This window comes from Kingella negevensis, assembly GCF_030177895.1.
Taxonomy (GTDB): domain Bacteria; phylum Pseudomonadota; class Gammaproteobacteria; order Burkholderiales; family Neisseriaceae; genus Kingella_C; species Kingella_C negevensis.
Map to the genome: position 1 here is coordinate 1,237,462 of NZ_CP123448.1, position 16,253 is coordinate 1,253,714.

Below are 16,253 nucleotides of genomic sequence, written 5' to 3' on the forward strand. Positions count from 1 at the left end.
AAAGATTTTCAGGCTACCTGAAAATTAGTTTTTAGGAGATTGAATCGCAGATTCTGGTCTCATTTGCTTAAATTCAACTTGAAAACAATTATCAGGATACTGATAAATAGTGTGGTGAATTGTATCTATGGTTCGAATAATCGGGGCATTTTTATTATTCATATCGCAACCTCTAACTCTATGCTTCCGAATTAATAAGTGGGTGTCATAGGTGTTATCAGGAAAATAATGTGTTGCGATGGTGTAAGTCCCATGCCAAAAACCTTGACCTGATATTAATTTATCAATAACGGGAAATACTATTGCGTTATTTTGCGTTACAGAAGGCAAATCAGAAAGTGGATTAGATTTTATTTGTATTGGCTTTTGATAATTAAATGAATCAATAGGCAGATGATTTAAATCTGACATAACCAATTCAATTCTAAAATTGGCATATTTTTTATATTCTTTCAATGCGTTACCATAGGATAGGGCGATAATCATTAAATTAAAAATTAATAATCCATTAACCCATTTAGCAATTTTTGTTAATAAAAACTGACTTGATAAACTAATATTCATAATGGCTAATAATGCAAAAAATGCACCAATTCCATTATAGGCTCTTGGTTTAAATAATGGTCTATCTAAAATAAAATATAATCCATATGAAAAAACAAGCATTAAAATAGTTGTCATTATGGCAATGATAAAATCTTTTCTTGCTTTTGTTCGATTAAAAACATGATAAAAAAAGATGAGTAAAATCGCTTCGCAAAAGATAATGGTACTTGAATGACTAAAATATGAAGTAATTTCTTTAATATAAATATGAAGATTTAGCAGTGCTATTCCTAGACTAGAAGCTAAACCAGTATCAACATAAGCTTCTGTGCTTTTCTGATAAAAAAACAATTTAAACATAATAACTGCTGCACAGAAAGACAAAATAGCAGCAATAATATTTTTATTTATTTGCTTATTCATTGTTCCATTTTGAAAATAACTCATCATCACTAAACAAATCATAACCTGCATATAGATTGAATTAGCTGCTTGATAAGTTGTCCACATAACTAACAAGCTCAAAACGGATATAACAGAGAATAATGCTCTGTTTTTCCAAAAAATAAATGGAAAGATAGTAGATAAAATCGCCAATGCCATAAATGGAGAATCATATTTATAGCTGATATTTGCTAAAAAATATGGGTTTAATCCTAATATCGTGCTGGCTGCGAAAATGTGGTAATTATGTTTACCTTGTAAAAAAAGCCTAGCTAAAACATATGAGCTAACTGCCATAATTGCTGTTGCTATAAGCTGATTTAGCGGATAAATATCTGTTAATTTAGGACTGAAATTTAATATTGTTGCTAAAAAATTAGTTGTGTGGCGACTAAAATTATCCCAACCACGTTCACCTGTTACTGAGCGTGATACATCATCTCCAAAATATACATTGGCCAAGAATAGTGCTGAATATGCCAGTAAGTAGATTCCTGAAATAAATAATAAAGGATAAATAGCTTGCTGATTAAAATAGTGGTTAATTTCTTTTTTAAATTCAAAAAAATATTTGTTTAAATTTAGCCATTTAAATAGTGTTACTTTTTTTAAAGTACTCATATTTCTACCTCACATGTTTTTTTATTATTTCAGGCAGCCTGAAAATCCAGCATTTTATCATTTTCAGGCTGCAAATCTTTACAAAACTACGAACAAATAAAACAGAACGCCCAAGTTTCGCCAAACTTTAAGGCTGTAAGCCTTACACAACACCCCATAATTTGTTAAACTCAATCCCTTATTTTGAACCAAACATAGAATTTTTATGAAAAAAATCGCTTACACCATCACAACCGCATTCATTCTTGCCGCTTGTTCCAGCGAACCAACGGCAACCCAAACCACACAAACACAAGACCCATTAAAAGACATTTTGGTAAAAAAAACAACCGTTGTAACACCAGCCCAAAATACGCAGCCTGAAAACCCATTTTTCAACCAAAACAGCGCACCCGTTTCACAAACAGGTTTCCTCGCCAATCCAAACGTACAAGCCTTTATCCAATACCAAAGCCAAAAAAACGGCTTAGACATCAACTATCTAACCAACTTCTTTTCACAAGTAAACTATCGCGGTAACCTGATTAACACCATGAACCGCCCCGCCACATCAACCCCGTGGTACAAATTCAAAACAGGCAATTCAGGCGCAGCCAAAATCAACCCAGGACGCACGTTCTACCAACAAAACCGCAGCACAATCAACGCCGCCGCCAATCGTTATGGCGTGCCAGCCGAGCTGATTGTTGCCATTTTAGGCATTGAAACCAACTACGGCAAAAATGCAGGCAATGTCCGCACCGCCGATTCACTCGCCACACTCGCGTTTGACTACCCACGTCGCGGCGCATTGTTCCAAAAAGAATTGGGCGAATTTCTGAAAATGGCGCAAGAAGAAAACCGCGACCCATTCAGCTTTTCAGGCAGCTTTGCAGGCGCAATGGGCATGCCGCAATTCATGCCGTCCAGCTTCCGCCAATACGCCGTTGATGCAGATGGCGATGGCAAACGCAACATTTGGTCAAGCAAAGCAGACGTAGCCGCCAGCGTGGGCAATTACATGAAGCAACACGGTTGGCAAACAGGCAAGCCAATGATTGTGCCAGCAGCCGTGCAAGAAACCGCGCAAATCATCAAGCTCACAGAAGAAAATACCGCGCTCAATTACACCGTTGGGCAATTACGTCAAATGGGCGTTCAACCGCTGCAACCTGTGGCAGACAACGAACGCGCCCTGCTCTATCGCTTAGAAGTTGCGCCAAACCAATATGATTACTTCATCGGCTTAAACAATTTCTACACCGTATGGAACTACAATCACAGCCGAATGTATGTAACTGCTGTGCGCGATATTGCTAACGGTTTGGGCGGACGACTGTAACCATGCAGCAAATCATTATTCCCACACCGCTTGGCGACATGGTTGCTGTGTTTAGCCAGCACGGCTTGTGTTTGCTGGAATTTGCCGACCAAACTCAGTTGCCACGCGAATTAGCGGCAGTAGAAAAAGCGCGGAAAGCGGAAGATTGCACTAATCCACAGCACGTTCAATTATTGCAAACGGAATTGGCTGCGTATTTTTCAAGTAGCCTGAAAAACTTTTCTGTGCCGTTAGACCCGATTGGTACGCCGTTTCAGCAGCAAGTTTGGCAGATTTTATGCCAAATTCCGTATGGCGAAACGCTAAGTTATAAGCAGCAGTCTGAAAAACTGGGCAATCCAAAAGCGATTCGTGCGGTGGCTTCGGCGAATGGACAAAATAAAATTTCTATTTTGATTCCGTGTCATCGCGTGATTGGTAGCAGTGGTCATTTGACGGGGTATGCGGGTGGATTGTCGCGCAAGCAATTTTTGCTGAATTTGGAACGGCAAACGCCTGCTTTGTTTTAAGCAACAAAAAAACCAAGTATTTTTCAATACTTGGTTTTTTTCAGGCTGCAATTATTGCGCTTTTTGCTCTTGAGCTTGGTGATACATCGCATCAAAGTTGATTGGTGCCAACAATACTGGAGGGAAGCCTGCACGTGTTACAGTTGAAGAAACTGCTTCACGAGCGTAAGGGAACAAGATGTTCGGGCAAGCCACGCCTAACAGTAAGCTCATGTCTTCTTCTGGGATATTGGCTACTTGGAAAATACCCGCTTGAGTCACTTCGCTCAAAAATACCACACGGTTGTCTGACAATTTAGCAGTAACGGTAACCGTGATGCTGCAGTCATAGAAACCTTCTTCGATTTTATCGTGGTTGGTTGTGATGCGCATATCCACTTCTGGCGTTTCTTGTTCCAAGAAAATCGCTGGTGCGTGTGGCACTTCCAAAGACAAGTCTTTTACGTATAATTTTTCTACGCTAAAAGCTGGTGCGTTTTCTTGCGCTTGAACAGGGGCTTGGTTTTCGTTGCTCATGTTTTATTCCTTTGTTTAAAAATAGGGTTTGGCAGCCTGAAAAAATCATTCGCCATTTAATAAGGGTTGCAGGTTGCCTTGTTGATGCAATGCGTACAAATCCGTAAATCCGCCCACATGAGTTTCGCCGATAAAAATTTGCGGAATGCTGCGTTGCCCTGTGATTTGCTGCATTTCAGCAAAATCGGCAGGATTTTTATCTACTCGGATTTCTTCAATTTCTGATACGCCAAATTGTTTCAAAAATTGCTTTGCCATGGTGCAATAAGGACAAAATGCACCCGTATACATTTTTACTGTTTGCATTAATTATCCTTTCATGTTCATGCTGTCTGAAACTGTGAAAAAACCAGATTCCAAAAAATAGAATCTGGCTTTTTTATATGTCAGATGATTTTGAATAAACTCAAAATTATTTAACCAATTCTTGGCGACGAACTTGTTTAGTTACCAAAGAATTAACGATGATGTCTACGCGACGGTCTGGTTCGATACATGCAATCAACGCAGCACGTTTTTTCGCACGAGAAACTTTAGCGCCCAATTTAGCCACCTCAGCTTGACATTGTTCAGTCATGCGAGCTTGGCTTTCACCCAAACCAACTGCAGTGATTTTGCTAGCTGGAACACCTTTGCCAACCAAGTAGTTAGCAACTGCGTTTGCACGGCGTTGAGACAGAGCCAAGTTGTATTTTTCTGTACCCATAAAGTCAGTGTGACCTTCAACACGAGCAGATTGAACTTCGCTACCAGCCAAACGAGCGGCCAATGTGTCCAATGTAGCAACTGATTCAGGACGCAATTGGTCTTTATCGAAACCGAACAAGAAGTTAGATTTCAATGAAATTGTATCAGTTACGTTTTGAGTAACAGTTACGTATTCTGGTTCTACTGCAGCAGCACGGTCGCCACATTCAACCAAGCCGTTAGCTGCTTTGTTCAAGTATGTGTTTTCCCAGCATTCACCGTAGTTGTTACGTACAACTTCACCTGATTGCTCGCTAACAGTGTAACCATGAATATCGTGAGCCATTGCACCAGTAGAAGCCAACAAGGCAACCATCATCGCGCTTAATTTAATTTGTTTAGTCATTTTATTCCCTCATCAAGAAATGATTTTGTAGCGGATTTTACACCTGCCACACGTTGAGTTAAGGCTGCTATCTAACTGGCTTTGACGCAAACCTAATTTTTACCAATGCCTACTATAAGAATTTGCAGCGTTTCTGTCAATAGAAAGGCAGTTTTACAGTGTCTGCACGATACCGCAACTGCCTGTTATTTGTCATATATTTTGTGTGTTTTTTTGGGAATTTAACACAACGCAGTTGCATAAACACAACACATTTTTCCGCTTTCAGACTGCCTGAAAATAAGGGTATGTCGTATCAATTGGTTATTTTACTAGAATTAACACGCTTGCACGTGCTACATTTGTATTTATTTTGCTTTGTGTAAAGGATTAGGTTCGCATGAAATTGCAACAACTGCGCTATGCGGTGGAAGTGTTTCGCCGCAATTTGAACGTATCAGAAGCGGCAGACGCTTTGTTCACTTCGCAACCTGGTGTTTCCAAACAAATTCGCCTGCTGGAAGACGAATTGGGCGCACAAATCTTCATCCGCAGCGGCAAGCGGATTGTGGCAGTAACCAAAGCTGGACAAGCGATTTTGGAAACGGCGGAACTGATTTTGCGCCATGTGCAAAACATCAAAAAAATCAGCGCAAAATTTAGCGACACACAAAGCGGCATGCTCACAATTGCCGCAACCCACTCCGTTTTGCGTTTCAGGCTGCCTGAAACCGTGGCAGCATTCGCAAAAGCGTTTCCCGATGTGCAAATCACGTTAAAACAAGGCAGCCCAGACGAAATCGCCGAAATGGTGCTGACAGGCGAAGTCGATTTAGCTATCGGGCAAGACGTACCCGAAACCACGGCAGAATTAAGCCGATTATCCTGCGGCGCGTGGAACTACATTTTGCTAATGCCGCGCACACACCCGTTGGCACAAAAAAACGTATTCACGCTAAACGATTTAGCGGATTTACCCTTACTAACCTATAGCTTTGCATTTGACGATGGCGCAGTAGCAACCCGTGCGTTTAACCGAGCGCGATTAGCATGGCACACCGTATTTTTGTCCAACGATAGCGAAGTGTTGAAACAATATATTCGCTTAGGTTTGGGTGTGGGCTTGCTGGATTCCGCAACCTATCAGCAAGACGCAGACAGCGATTTGGTGGCGATTAACGTGCAATATTTATTTGAACCATGCGAATACAAAATCTTGCTACGAAACGACACCCTAATCTGCAGCTATACTTATGATTTCATTCAGCACGTTGAACCCAATTTAAACCGCGAACGCGTCAATAAATTGATGTATTCGCCAGCGGTAGAGGATTTTTCTATTTGATGATTTGGACAGATTTTTCAGACAGCCTGAAAAAGTTGGCACAACATCGCATTGCTGCATTTTTACTGTTTATTTGGCGGCGATTTGATGACATGGGCATTCTCACGATTTCAGGCAGCCTAACATTTACCACGCTGCTAGCGATTGTGCCTGTGCTGGCAGTTACACTGGTGGTAGTTACCATGTTTCCGCAGTTCAGCAACATGGTGGACACCTTTATGCTGTTTCTCAATAGTATTATCGTGCCGAGCGGCGCAGCGAAAATGCTGGATTATTTGAACGAATTTAAACTGCAAGCAGGTAAATTAACCACAGTCGGCTTGCTGGCAATGGGCGTAACTTCGCTGATGTTGGTGCAGACGATTGAGCAGACGTTCAACCGCATTTGGTCTGTGCGAACGCAGCGTTCTTGGTGGTTGCGCGTACCGATGTATGCCGTGCTATTGGTATTTGTACCGTTGCTGGCTGGCGCGAGCATTTCCCTATCTGATGCCGTTTTGTCTTTTGGCGACAAACATTTGCATTTAGATTCGCCTATGCTCTCAGGCAGCCTGAAAACGCTGTGGAAAGTGATTTTAGACGCATTAGCATTAGCATTGCTTTATCGCACCGTACCGAATTGCCACGTCCCTTTGCGCCATGCGACTGGCTGCGCCTTACTCACGGCAATTTGCTTGGAGGGCGCAAAATGGGCGTTCAGCCTGTATTTGCAACGCTTCAACAGCTATGAACTGGTGTACGGCGCGTTTGCCGTGTTTCCCGTGTTTTTGGTGTGGCTGCATTTGCTGTGGACAATTATTCTGACAGGCGCTTTGCTAACTGCGTGTTGCAATTATTGGCACGGCAGCGCATTTCAGCGCAGCGCGGCAAAACCCACTATTTTTGATGATGTGATTGGGATTTTGTTGCTGTTGGCACGAACGCCCAAACCATTGCGGATTCGCGATTTCAGGCAGCAATTAAATATTGGTTACGACCGTGCAGAAACGCTGCTGCTGACGTTGTCAGAACAAGGTTACACGCATAAAGTGAAAGACGGTTGGCAATTGAAGCGGTTGCCTGTGGATATTGTGCTGACGGATTTGTTTGCCATTTTCGTTTACAACGCGCAAGACGAACACACCAGCGGCGGTGAAATTTTGCGCGATGTGATGGAACCTTGTTCACAAGCGATGAAAGTGAGTTTGCAGGAATTATTGAACGCAGCCTGAAAAAAGTTTCAGGCTGCGTTTTTGTTTTGCAAAACTGCTATTTGGTCGGGACAAGGTTTATCCTTGTCCAATTTTTAATATGCTGTAAATTTTAATTTTTCTGAAAAAACGTGAAAGGACAGGGATAAACCCTGTCCCTACCAAATAACAATTTCACAAAATTTTCAGGCTGCATTCATCAATCGCAGCCTGAAAATATTTATAGTTGATAGAATTATTTTTTGATACAAGACGACAACGCCCGCTGTGTACGAATAGTACATAAAGGCGTTGGCAACGCAGTAGCAAAAGATAAGTTCATTAACCATATCAGTTATAATCACATCTTTGCATTTACCCCAACTCAATTATGCTTACCTACACCCCAAACACGCCACAATCTGCCCCAAAAACACGCGAAAACGTGTGGCTTCTGCTACTGCTCGTTTTCGTGTGGCTATGGCCAGGCGTGTTTTCCCACGATTTATGGAAACCGTCCGAACCCAAAATATACACCGTTATCGAAGAAGCCGCTCGAGGCACATTCTGGTTATCCACATTCAACGGCAACCCCTATTTTGACATCTCCCCCTTATACGTCCAACTCGCCGTATTCTGGCAAAAACTGCTGCACCCATGGGCAGCCGACGCCTATTCATCAGCCCGTTTCGCCAGCGTAACCTTCACCACAATCGGCTTACTCGGCAGCGGCATGGCAGGCTATCGCTTTTTAGGACGACACTTCGGGCGCAACGTCGTACTCATACTCATCGGCTCAGCAGGCTTGCTCCCGATTGCCCATTTTGTCGGCGAAAAATCCCCTATTTTCGCAGGCGTAGGCTTGGCATTGTGGGGCTATTCCATCGCCAACAAACAAGTGCTAATGGCATCGCTTATCGCAGGACTCGGCATTATGTTACTCGCTCAATCCGCAGGCATCATCATGGCAGCCGCTGTGTTGTTTTCAGGCTGCCTGTTATGGCTGCACCCCGTTTGGCACAACAACCGCTTGCTCACATCACTTTCCAGCATCGCCGCCGTCGCCCTACCCCTGTGCGCCATTTACCCCATTGCCCTAAATCTCACGCAACACAACGCATTCCAGCTTTATATGCAAACCCACATTTTCGGCAGTTTTGGCGGCACACACACTTTTCAGGCTGCGTTTAGCCTACCGTATTACCTAAAACACGTTCTATGGTTCGCATTCCCAGCCTTGCCTCTCGCCGCATGGACAGTTTCACGCGGCAAATGGTTGCAAACACGCGCAGGCGCATTCGCCGCCACATGGTGCGCCGTTTACAGCGTTTTGCTCACGCTCACGCCCGAACGCAACCAAGATTTGCTCGTGTTTTTATTGCCCCCATTCGCCCTACTCGGCGCAGCGCAGTTGGACAACTTACGCCGTGGCGTTGCCGCATTCCTGAACTGGTTTGGCGCAATGTTATTTGGCATGGCAGCCGTATTTTTGTGGATAGGCTTTGTTGCCATGAACTACGGTTTCCCCGTGAAACTCGCCGAACGCGCCGCCTATTTCAGCCCATATTACACACGCGACATCAATACCATGCCCATGATAGTCGCCATCGTATTCACGCCCATGTGGTTCATCGCCATCACGCGCCGCCACATTCGCGGACGGCAAGCCGTAACCAACTGGGCAGCAGGCATGACGCTCGTTTGGGCGTTGCTGATGACGCTGTTTTTGCCGTGGATAGACGCAGCGAAAAGCTATCGCCCTATAGTCGCACAAATGCAAAGCTCGCTGCCTGAAAACGTGCAGCAAGATTTGCAAACAGGCAAAACTTGTCTCTTCACGCAGCCTGAAAACCTAGACGCACGAATCGCATGGAAGCAATACAGCACCTTGCCGATTAACGTGAAAAATTCAGGCTGCCAATATGAATTGGTTACTTACAATCCCCAAGCAGAAGCCACGCCCACGCAAGGCAAAATCATTTGGGAAGGACGTAGACCGCGCAACAAGCAAGAACGCTTTGTTTTGTTGGAACGGTTTTAGTCCAAACAAAACACGCACTCATATTCTGAGCGCGTGTTTTTTGTGTGAATGCAGCCTGAAAACCATTTTTTAGGCTGCATTCACATGGAGCGTCGGCGGTTCGCCGACACAATCGCAGCTCGTAGCGTGCTTTCTATCCACCAAATCTCAACGCCAAGACAAAATCAATTTTCAGGCTGCAAAATCGCATAGATAAAACCCACCCCACAAATCGCAGCCTGAAAAAATAGACACCAATTAGACGAAATTCCAAAATACAGCCTGAAAACCCTTCCAAGCGCCCCAAAATCACCTTAATAAAAAGACAAATTGTCTAACAAAGCGCAGCCTGAAAATAAGTTTTAGACAAAATAAACCAAACATATTGCGCCCTTGTCCAAAATAAGTATAATCCACCCCATTGAATTCAATTTTTAGACAAAGTACCAAAATGCAACTAGACATCGACCGACTTATTTCCTACTTCGGCGGCGTAAACGCCCTAGCCGAAGCCCTGAAAGCACATGACCCAGACAACGCAGCCAGCACCGCCGCTATTTACAAATGGCGCACACGCGGTTCCCTACCCTTGGCGCAACTACAAAAGCTCACAGAATTGGCACAGTCGCAAGGTAAATATTTGGATTTGAATGCTTTTGTAAAACAACAATTCCACTTGGACAAACCCATTATGAACACAAACAACCGCATCATCATATTCGACACCACACTGCGCGACGGCGAGCAATCCCCAGGCGCATCAATGTCCAAAGAACAAAAATTGCGCGTTGCCCGTCAGTTAGAAAAAATGGGCGTGGACGTGATTGAAGCAGGCTTTGCCGCAGCCAGCGAAGGCGACTGGGAAGCTGTAAACGAAATCGCCAAAACCATCAAAAATTCAACCGTTTGCTCACTGTGTCGCGCTGTAGAACACGACATTCGCAAAGCAGGCGAAGCCATTGCTCCCGCGCCAAAACGCCGCATTCACACCTTCATTGCCACCAGCCCAATACACATGGAACACAAGCTGAAAATGAAGCCAAAACAAATGCTTGAAGCCGCCGTGAAAGCCGTCAAAATCGCCAAAGAATACACCGACGACGTAGAATTTTCGTGCGAAGACGCATTGCGCAGCGAAATGGATTTCCTAGTCGAAATCTGCACCGCCGTGATTGAAGCAGGCGCAACCACCATCAACATTCCAGACACAGTCGGCTATTCTATTCCGCACAAAACCGAAGCCTTTTTCCGCGAACTGATTAGCAAAACGCCAAATAGCGACAAAGTGATTTGGTCAGCGCACTGCCACAACGATTTGGGTTTAGCTGTTGCCAACTCACTAGCCGCAGCACAAGGCGGCGCACGTCAAATCGAATGCACAATCAATGGCTTAGGCGAACGCGCAGGTAACGCTAGCCTAGAAGAAATCGTGATGGCATTGAAAGTGCGCAGCGATGTATTCGGCTTGCAAACAGGCATCGACACCACCCAAATCGTGCCAGCGTCCAAACTCGTTTCCACCGTAACAGGCTACCCTGTTCAGCCAAACAAAGCCGTGGTCGGCGCAAACGCGTTCTCACACGAATCAGGTATCCACCAAGACGGCATTTTGAAAAACCGCGAAACTTATGAAATTATGTCTGCTGAATCAGTGGGTTGGGCAAACAACCGTCTGACTTTGGGCAAACTTTCAGGTCGCAACGCATTCAAAACCAAGTTAGCAGAATTGGGCATTGAACTAGAAAGCGAAGAGGCATTGAATGCCGCGTTTGCTCGTTTCAAAGAATTGGCAGACAAAAAACGCGAAATCTTTGATGAAGACTTGCACACTTTGGTTTCAGACGAAATGTCTAACTTATCGCAAGACAGCTACAAATTCATCTCACAAAAAATCTACACCGAAACAGGAGAAGAGCCACGCGCAGAAATCGTGTTCAGCGTGGCCGGCGAAGAAAAACGCGCCGAAGCAACGGGCTCTGGTCCTGTGGACGCGATTTTCAAAGCGATTGAAAGCGTTGCCAATAGCGGCGCAGAATTAGAATTGTATTCTGTGAACGCAATTACCAAAGGCACGGAAAGCCAAGGCGAAACGCTGGTGCGCTTGTCTAAAGGTGGACGCATTGCCAACGGTCAAGGTGGCGATACGGACGTTTTAGTTGCTACCACGCGCGCTTATTTGTCCGCATTGTCTAAATTGGCAGGGACTGGCAAAGTGAAAGCACAAGGCGATATTTAAGCTATCAATTGATAGTTGGTTAAAATAAAAATGAGACAAGGCGACAACAACTGCCGTGTGCGAATAGCACATAAGGTTGTTGGCAACGCAGTATCATTGCAATTTTAATCAACTATCGCATTATAATAACGCAGCCTGAAATATTATTTTCAGGCTGCGTTTTACTTGGAGAACCCTATGTCGCAATACTTTCAACTTTTCAGGCTGCCTGAAACATTCGAATTAGATTTAGTCGCGTTGGAACAAACCTACCGCACATTAGCCGCACAATTCCACCCCGACAAATTCGCCGCCGCGTCTGCGTTTGAACAAAAACAAGCCGTGATGATGAGCGCAACCATCAATCAAGCCTACACCACGCTCAAGCACCCGATTGACCGCGCCGCGTATCTATTAAAGCAGCAAAATATTGACGCAGACGCGCCTGAAAACACATCGTTTGCACCAGAATTTTTAACGCAACAAATGGAATGGCGCGAAGCCCTAGCCGAAGCCAATATGGAAAACGACACGGCTGCGTTGCAAAAATTGCACGATGAAATCGCAGCAAAATACGCCACGTTACAAAACCAATTAGCCGAATCTTTCAGGCTGCCATCTTATGAAACCGCTGCTGACCAAGTTCGCCAAGGACGGTTCTTGTCTAAAATGTTGCGTGAAACAGAAGTCGCACTGGATAAATAATCTCGTTTTCAGGCTGCCTGAAAACTACATCTGACTACTATTTTGCGTTAAAATAATCCAATCTTTCAGGCTGCCTTAAGGAGAGCAATATGGAACAAGAACAAAACATTTGGCAACAAAAATGGGTTGTCGGAAACTGGAAAATGAACGGACAACTGCAAGAAAACAATGCACTTGTTCACAAACTACGCAATTTCCCTGCAATGGACAAAGTGTGTATCGGCATCACACCGCCTACCGTTTACCTATCGCAAGTCCACAACGCCGTGCAAATTGTGTTGGGCAACAAAATCCACACTTGCGCTCAAGACGTGAGCCGTTTCCCCGATAAAGGCGCGTATACAGGCGAAGTTTCCGCAGAAATGTTGCGCGATGTAGGCGTGGATATTGTGCTGATTGGACACTCTGAACGCAGCCTGTATTTCAATGAAAAAAACGACATTCAGCGTTTGAAAATTGAAAATGTGTTGAGAGTGGGCTTGATTCCCTTGTTGTGCGTGGGCGAAAGTTTGAAAGAGCGCGAAGACGGTCGTGAAAAAGAAGCAGTTGCTTATCAACTTTCTGTTTTCAAAGGCTTAAAAACGCAAAACTTTGCTGTGGCTTATGAACCTGTTTGGGCGATTGGCACGGGCAAAGTCGCCACCAAAGAGCAAATCGCTGATATGCATGAATTTATTTATAGCGAAATCTTGTCTTTAGTGGGCAATAATGCTAATATCCGCGTTCTCTACGGCGGCAGCGTGAACGAAAAAAATGCCGCCGATATTTTTAGTGTCCCACACGTGGACGGTGCTTTGGTAGGCGGTGCTTCTTTGAAATACGATGCTTTTACTGCCATTATCACTGCCGCTCAGGAATCTTGATAAAAACATGGAAGCTTTTAAAACCGTTATTTGGATTGTCAATATTTTCTCTTCACTGGCAATTATTGCGCTGGTGTTGATGCAGCATGGCAAAGGTGCTGATGCTGGCGCAAGTTTTGGCGGTTCAGGCAGCGCACAGGGCGTGTTTGGTTCTGCTGGTAATGCAAACTTCTTAACGCGTATGACTGCAATTTCTGCTGCTGTCTTTTTCGCTTCTTGCTTGGCTTTGGGTTACATCAATACACACGCCAACAAAAGTGGTTTGGATTTCAGCACTGTGCAACAAAGCACACCTGCTAAACCTGCTGCTCCAGCGAATGCTGCTCCGCAAGCTGCAAGTGCTGCAAAGTAAAATTAAATTTTCTGCCGACATGGTGAAATTGGTAGACACGCCATCTTGAGGGGGTGGTGAGCCTAGCTCGTGCGAGTTCAAGTCTCGCTGTCGGCACCAAATCATAAAAAACCGCCTAATTTTCAGGCGGTTTTTTTACGTTTATTCGTGTGTATTGCCGTGTACTAAATCCTGATGAATAAAGGCTTTCAGAGAAATTGACTAATTACTTTTATGTTTGTCTTTCGTGTATTGCCGTGTATTGCCGTATCATTGAATAAACGTAAAAAAGGGGGTATTCTTGGGGGCATCTAAAAAATACCCCTTTTAAAATACCCCCAAATGAAGCTAAACGACCAGCAAATAAAGAAAGCAAAGCCCAAAGAGAAACCGTACAAGCTAGCCGACGGCAAAGGCTTGTATTTACTTATTACACCAACAGGCGGCAAACTATGGCGGCTTAAGTATCGCGTGGACGGCAAAGAGAAAACGCTATCAATAGGCGCATATCCAGCCATTACGTTATCAGAAGCAAGGGGACAAGTAGAAGCCGCCCGAAAACAGAAAGCGAGCGGTATAGACCCCAGCCAAGCCAAACAGCAAGCCAAAGCAGAACGACAAGCCGCCTTGCTTAACACCTTTCAAGCAATCGCATTGCAATGGCACACAGCCAACTTGCACCGTTGGAAACCACACAACGCAGAGCGGATTATTGAGCAACTGAAAAAAGACGTTTTCCCACACATAGGCAGCAAGCAGCTTAATGATGTGAGCGTGGCAGAAGTGAAAGCCGTATTGTTGCGCGTGATAGAACAGCGCAAAGCCCCAGCAACCGCCGAAAAAATACGGCAATGGATTAGCGCAATATACGCATATGCCGCAATTATGGAACTGACCGATAGAAATCCAGCTTTCGCGCTGCGTGGCACACTAGAAAAAGGGAAAACCAGCCATTTGCCAGCCCTACCCCAAACAGAGCTAGAAACCTTTTACAGCCGCTTAATGGCGGCGGATATGGCAGAACAAAACAGAATAGCCATTTTGCTGCTTATGTTGCTTTTTCCACGCAGTACAGAATTCAGGGGCGGCAAATGGGAAGAAATAGACTTCACAGCAAAAACGTGGATTATTCCAGCCGAGCGCATGAAGCACGAAAAAAATAAACCCAAACCACCGCATACAATACCACTTTCAACGTGGGCAATTGAGTTATTGACCGAGCTACACAGCATAACAGGCAAAACGCCGTATTTATTCCCCAGCCGCACCGCCCAAAATGGCGTAATTAGCGAAACCACACTAAACAACATCATTAAAAAAATGGGCTACAACGGCATAGCCACACCGCACGGCTTTCGCAGCCTTGCCAGCAGCGTGTTAAACGAAAAAGGATTTAACCCCGATGCCATAGAACGGCAATTAGCCCATATCCCAAACGACAAAATCCGCGCCGCCTACAACCGCGCTGAATACATGGCAGAACGCGCCGAATTTATGCAGTGGTATAGCGATTTTTTGCAACAACATTACAGAAACGCCATTTAGGCAGCCTGAAAAAAAGCCCACTAAATAAACTTAGTGGGCTTTTTACTGCTTAACATTTTTTTATCAAAATTTTCAAAACAGCAGCGGTAAAAAAACTGAACCGCTATTTTTTTCATAATTACCTGTTTTAACAAACAAAATCAATTTCATTTTTGCAAGGTCGTTTCACAGGGTGCAATAACTGTTAAAACTGTTGATTTTTGAAATAACGTTTCACTTTCAACATCTTAACCATCGAAACAAATTCAGCTATTCTTTAAACCAATTTTTTAACACGCATTAAAGGCTTTGTTAAAGCCTTAAATCCATAATCCCCCACACCAAGCAACGTAAGGACGTGTACTAAATGAACCAAGTTTTAAGAGTGAAACAAGTAGCCGAATGTTTGGGGATTAGCGTGAATAGCGTTTGGAAAAAGTGCAACGCCAAAAGCCATTTATACGACCCCGATTTTCCCCAGCCGTTCAAAGTTTCAGCCAACGCAACAGGTTGGCTTGCAAGTGAAATTCATCAATTCATTCAACTGAAAGCAGACCAAAGAAAGGCAGCAAAACCATGAAACAACACAAAACCTTAACCACCGCATTAACCGCCCTTGCCAAACTAGAAAAACGCAAAGCAGAGCTAGAAAACAAACATTGCGCCAAAGTAGCAGAACTGGAAAACAAACACGCCGCCAGTATTGAACCGCTTGAAGCTGAAATGAACACCATTCGCACCGCTATTGCCGACTATGCCAACGCACACCGCGAAGAATTGACCGAAAACGGCAAAGTGAAAAGCGTAAAAATCGGTTCAGGCTGCCTGAAATGGCAAAAGAACCGCGCCAAAGTAGAAATTACAGGCGATACAGCTGCCATTATTGCTGCACTGAAACGCCGCAAGCTGAATCATTTTATCCGCACTCGTGAAGAATTGGACAAAACTGCCATTCTGAAAGAACCCACCGCTATTAAGCGCCCTATTGACGGATTAACCATTATTCAAGGCGGCGCAAGTGAAACTTTAACGATTGATACAGGGGTTTAAAC

At 44.3% G+C, this 16,253-nt stretch carries 16 protein-coding genes, 1 tRNA gene and 1 pseudogene; 14 read left to right on the forward strand and 4 right to left on the reverse strand.

Going from position 1 to position 16,253, the window contains the following annotated elements; genetic code table 11:
• Positions 1–24: 24 nt before the first annotated feature.
• Entirely contained in the window at positions 25–1,611 is a 1,587-nt protein-coding gene (locus tag QEO93_RS06855; protein ID WP_032136870.1) for a glucosyltransferase domain-containing protein, read from the reverse strand.
• Positions 1,612–1,816: 205 nt separating this feature from the next.
• Here QEO93_RS06855 and mltB point away from each other — a divergent pair, with 205 nt between their 5' ends.
• Together mltB and QEO93_RS06865 are read left to right on the forward strand one after the other, a co-directional pair.
• The gene (mltB, locus tag QEO93_RS06860) at positions 1,817–2,932 is read left to right on the forward strand and encodes a lytic murein transglycosylase B (protein WP_032136869.1); all 1,116 of its coding nucleotides are present in this window, start codon (positions 1,817–1,819) and stop codon (positions 2,930–2,932) included.
• 17 nt (positions 2,933–2,949) lie between these two features.
• A pseudogene (locus QEO93_RS06865) lies at positions 2,950–3,441 on the forward strand (methylated-DNA--[protein]-cysteine S-methyltransferase); the annotation flags it as partial.
• 51 nt (positions 3,442–3,492) lie between these two features.
• Here QEO93_RS06865 and secB read toward each other — a convergent pair.
• The 3 genes from secB to QEO93_RS06880 all read right to left on the reverse strand — a co-directional run bounded on the left by secB (position 3,493) and on the right by QEO93_RS06880 (position 5,050).
• Positions 3,493–3,957 (reverse strand): protein-export chaperone SecB, encoded by a 465-nt coding sequence (gene secB, locus QEO93_RS06870; protein WP_032136868.1) that lies wholly within the window; start codon positions 3,955–3,957, stop codon positions 3,493–3,495.
• 45 nt (positions 3,958–4,002) lie between these two features.
• Positions 4,003–4,263 carry a glutaredoxin 3 gene (grxC, locus tag QEO93_RS06875; RefSeq protein ID WP_032136867.1) on the reverse strand — a complete coding sequence of 87 codons (261 nt, stop codon included), beginning with the start codon at positions 4,261–4,263 and terminating at the stop codon, positions 4,003–4,005.
• Between the two features lie 106 nt (positions 4,264–4,369).
• Positions 4,370–5,050: an OmpA family protein gene (locus tag QEO93_RS06880; RefSeq protein ID WP_032136866.1), complete on the reverse strand. Its 681-nt coding sequence runs from the start codon at positions 5,048–5,050 to the stop codon at positions 4,370–4,372.
• Between the two features lie 379 nt (positions 5,051–5,429).
• On the opposite strand from QEO93_RS06880, the gene QEO93_RS06885 reads away from it, so the two are divergent.
• The 12 genes from QEO93_RS06885 to QEO93_RS06940 all read left to right on the forward strand — a co-directional run bounded on the left by QEO93_RS06885 (position 5,430) and on the right by QEO93_RS06940 (position 16,251).
• Complete coding sequence (locus QEO93_RS06885) at positions 5,430–6,374, forward strand: LysR substrate-binding domain-containing protein (protein WP_032136865.1); 945 nt, start codon at positions 5,430–5,432, stop codon at positions 6,372–6,374.
• Complete coding sequence (locus tag QEO93_RS06890) at positions 6,374–7,585, forward strand: YihY family inner membrane protein (RefSeq protein WP_032136864.1); 1,212 nt, start codon at positions 6,374–6,376, stop codon at positions 7,583–7,585. The genes QEO93_RS06885 and QEO93_RS06890 overlap by 1 nt, the downstream gene beginning before the upstream one ends.
• A 349-nt stretch (positions 7,586–7,934) precedes the next feature.
• The gene (locus QEO93_RS06895; RefSeq protein WP_085815676.1) at positions 7,935–9,584 is read left to right on the forward strand and encodes an ArnT family glycosyltransferase; all 1,650 of its coding nucleotides are present in this window, start codon (positions 7,935–7,937) and stop codon (positions 9,582–9,584) included.
• Between the two features lie 48 nt (positions 9,585–9,632).
• Complete coding sequence (locus QEO93_RS06900) at positions 9,633–9,776, forward strand: hypothetical protein (protein WP_179184672.1); 144 nt, start codon at positions 9,633–9,635, stop codon at positions 9,774–9,776.
• A 238-nt stretch (positions 9,777–10,014) separates the two neighbouring features.
• Entirely contained in the window at positions 10,015–11,799 is a 1,785-nt protein-coding gene (locus QEO93_RS06905; RefSeq protein WP_032136862.1) for a 2-isopropylmalate synthase, read from the forward strand.
• A gap of 177 nt (positions 11,800–11,976) precedes the next feature.
• Positions 11,977–12,483 (forward strand): Fe-S protein assembly co-chaperone HscB, encoded by a 507-nt coding sequence (hscB, locus tag QEO93_RS06910; RefSeq protein WP_032136861.1) that lies wholly within the window; start codon positions 11,977–11,979, stop codon positions 12,481–12,483.
• A gap of 89 nt (positions 12,484–12,572) precedes the next feature.
• Positions 12,573–13,346 (forward strand): triose-phosphate isomerase, encoded by a 774-nt coding sequence (tpiA, locus tag QEO93_RS06915; RefSeq protein ID WP_032136860.1) that lies wholly within the window; start codon positions 12,573–12,575, stop codon positions 13,344–13,346.
• Positions 13,347–13,353: 7 nt separating this feature from the next.
• Positions 13,354–13,698: a preprotein translocase subunit SecG gene (gene secG, locus QEO93_RS06920; protein ID WP_032136859.1), complete on the forward strand. Its 345-nt coding sequence runs from the start codon at positions 13,354–13,356 to the stop codon at positions 13,696–13,698.
• 13 nt (positions 13,699–13,711) lie between these two features.
• Positions 13,712–13,797: transfer RNA gene (locus QEO93_RS06925), tRNA-Leu, on the forward strand.
• A 222-nt stretch (positions 13,798–14,019) separates the two neighbouring features.
• Complete coding sequence (locus QEO93_RS06930) at positions 14,020–15,222, forward strand: tyrosine-type recombinase/integrase (protein WP_032136858.1); 1,203 nt, start codon at positions 14,020–14,022, stop codon at positions 15,220–15,222.
• Between the two features lie 346 nt (positions 15,223–15,568).
• Positions 15,569–15,781 carry a helix-turn-helix transcriptional regulator gene (locus QEO93_RS06935; protein ID WP_032133970.1) on the forward strand — a complete coding sequence of 71 codons (213 nt, stop codon included), beginning with the start codon at positions 15,569–15,571 and terminating at the stop codon, positions 15,779–15,781.
• A complete protein-coding gene (locus QEO93_RS06940; RefSeq protein ID WP_032136857.1) occupies positions 15,778–16,251 on the forward strand; it encodes a host-nuclease inhibitor Gam family protein in 474 nt (157 codons plus the stop codon). Before QEO93_RS06935 ends, QEO93_RS06940 begins: the two co-directional genes overlap by 4 nt.
• Positions 16,252–16,253: the final 2 nt, after the last annotated feature.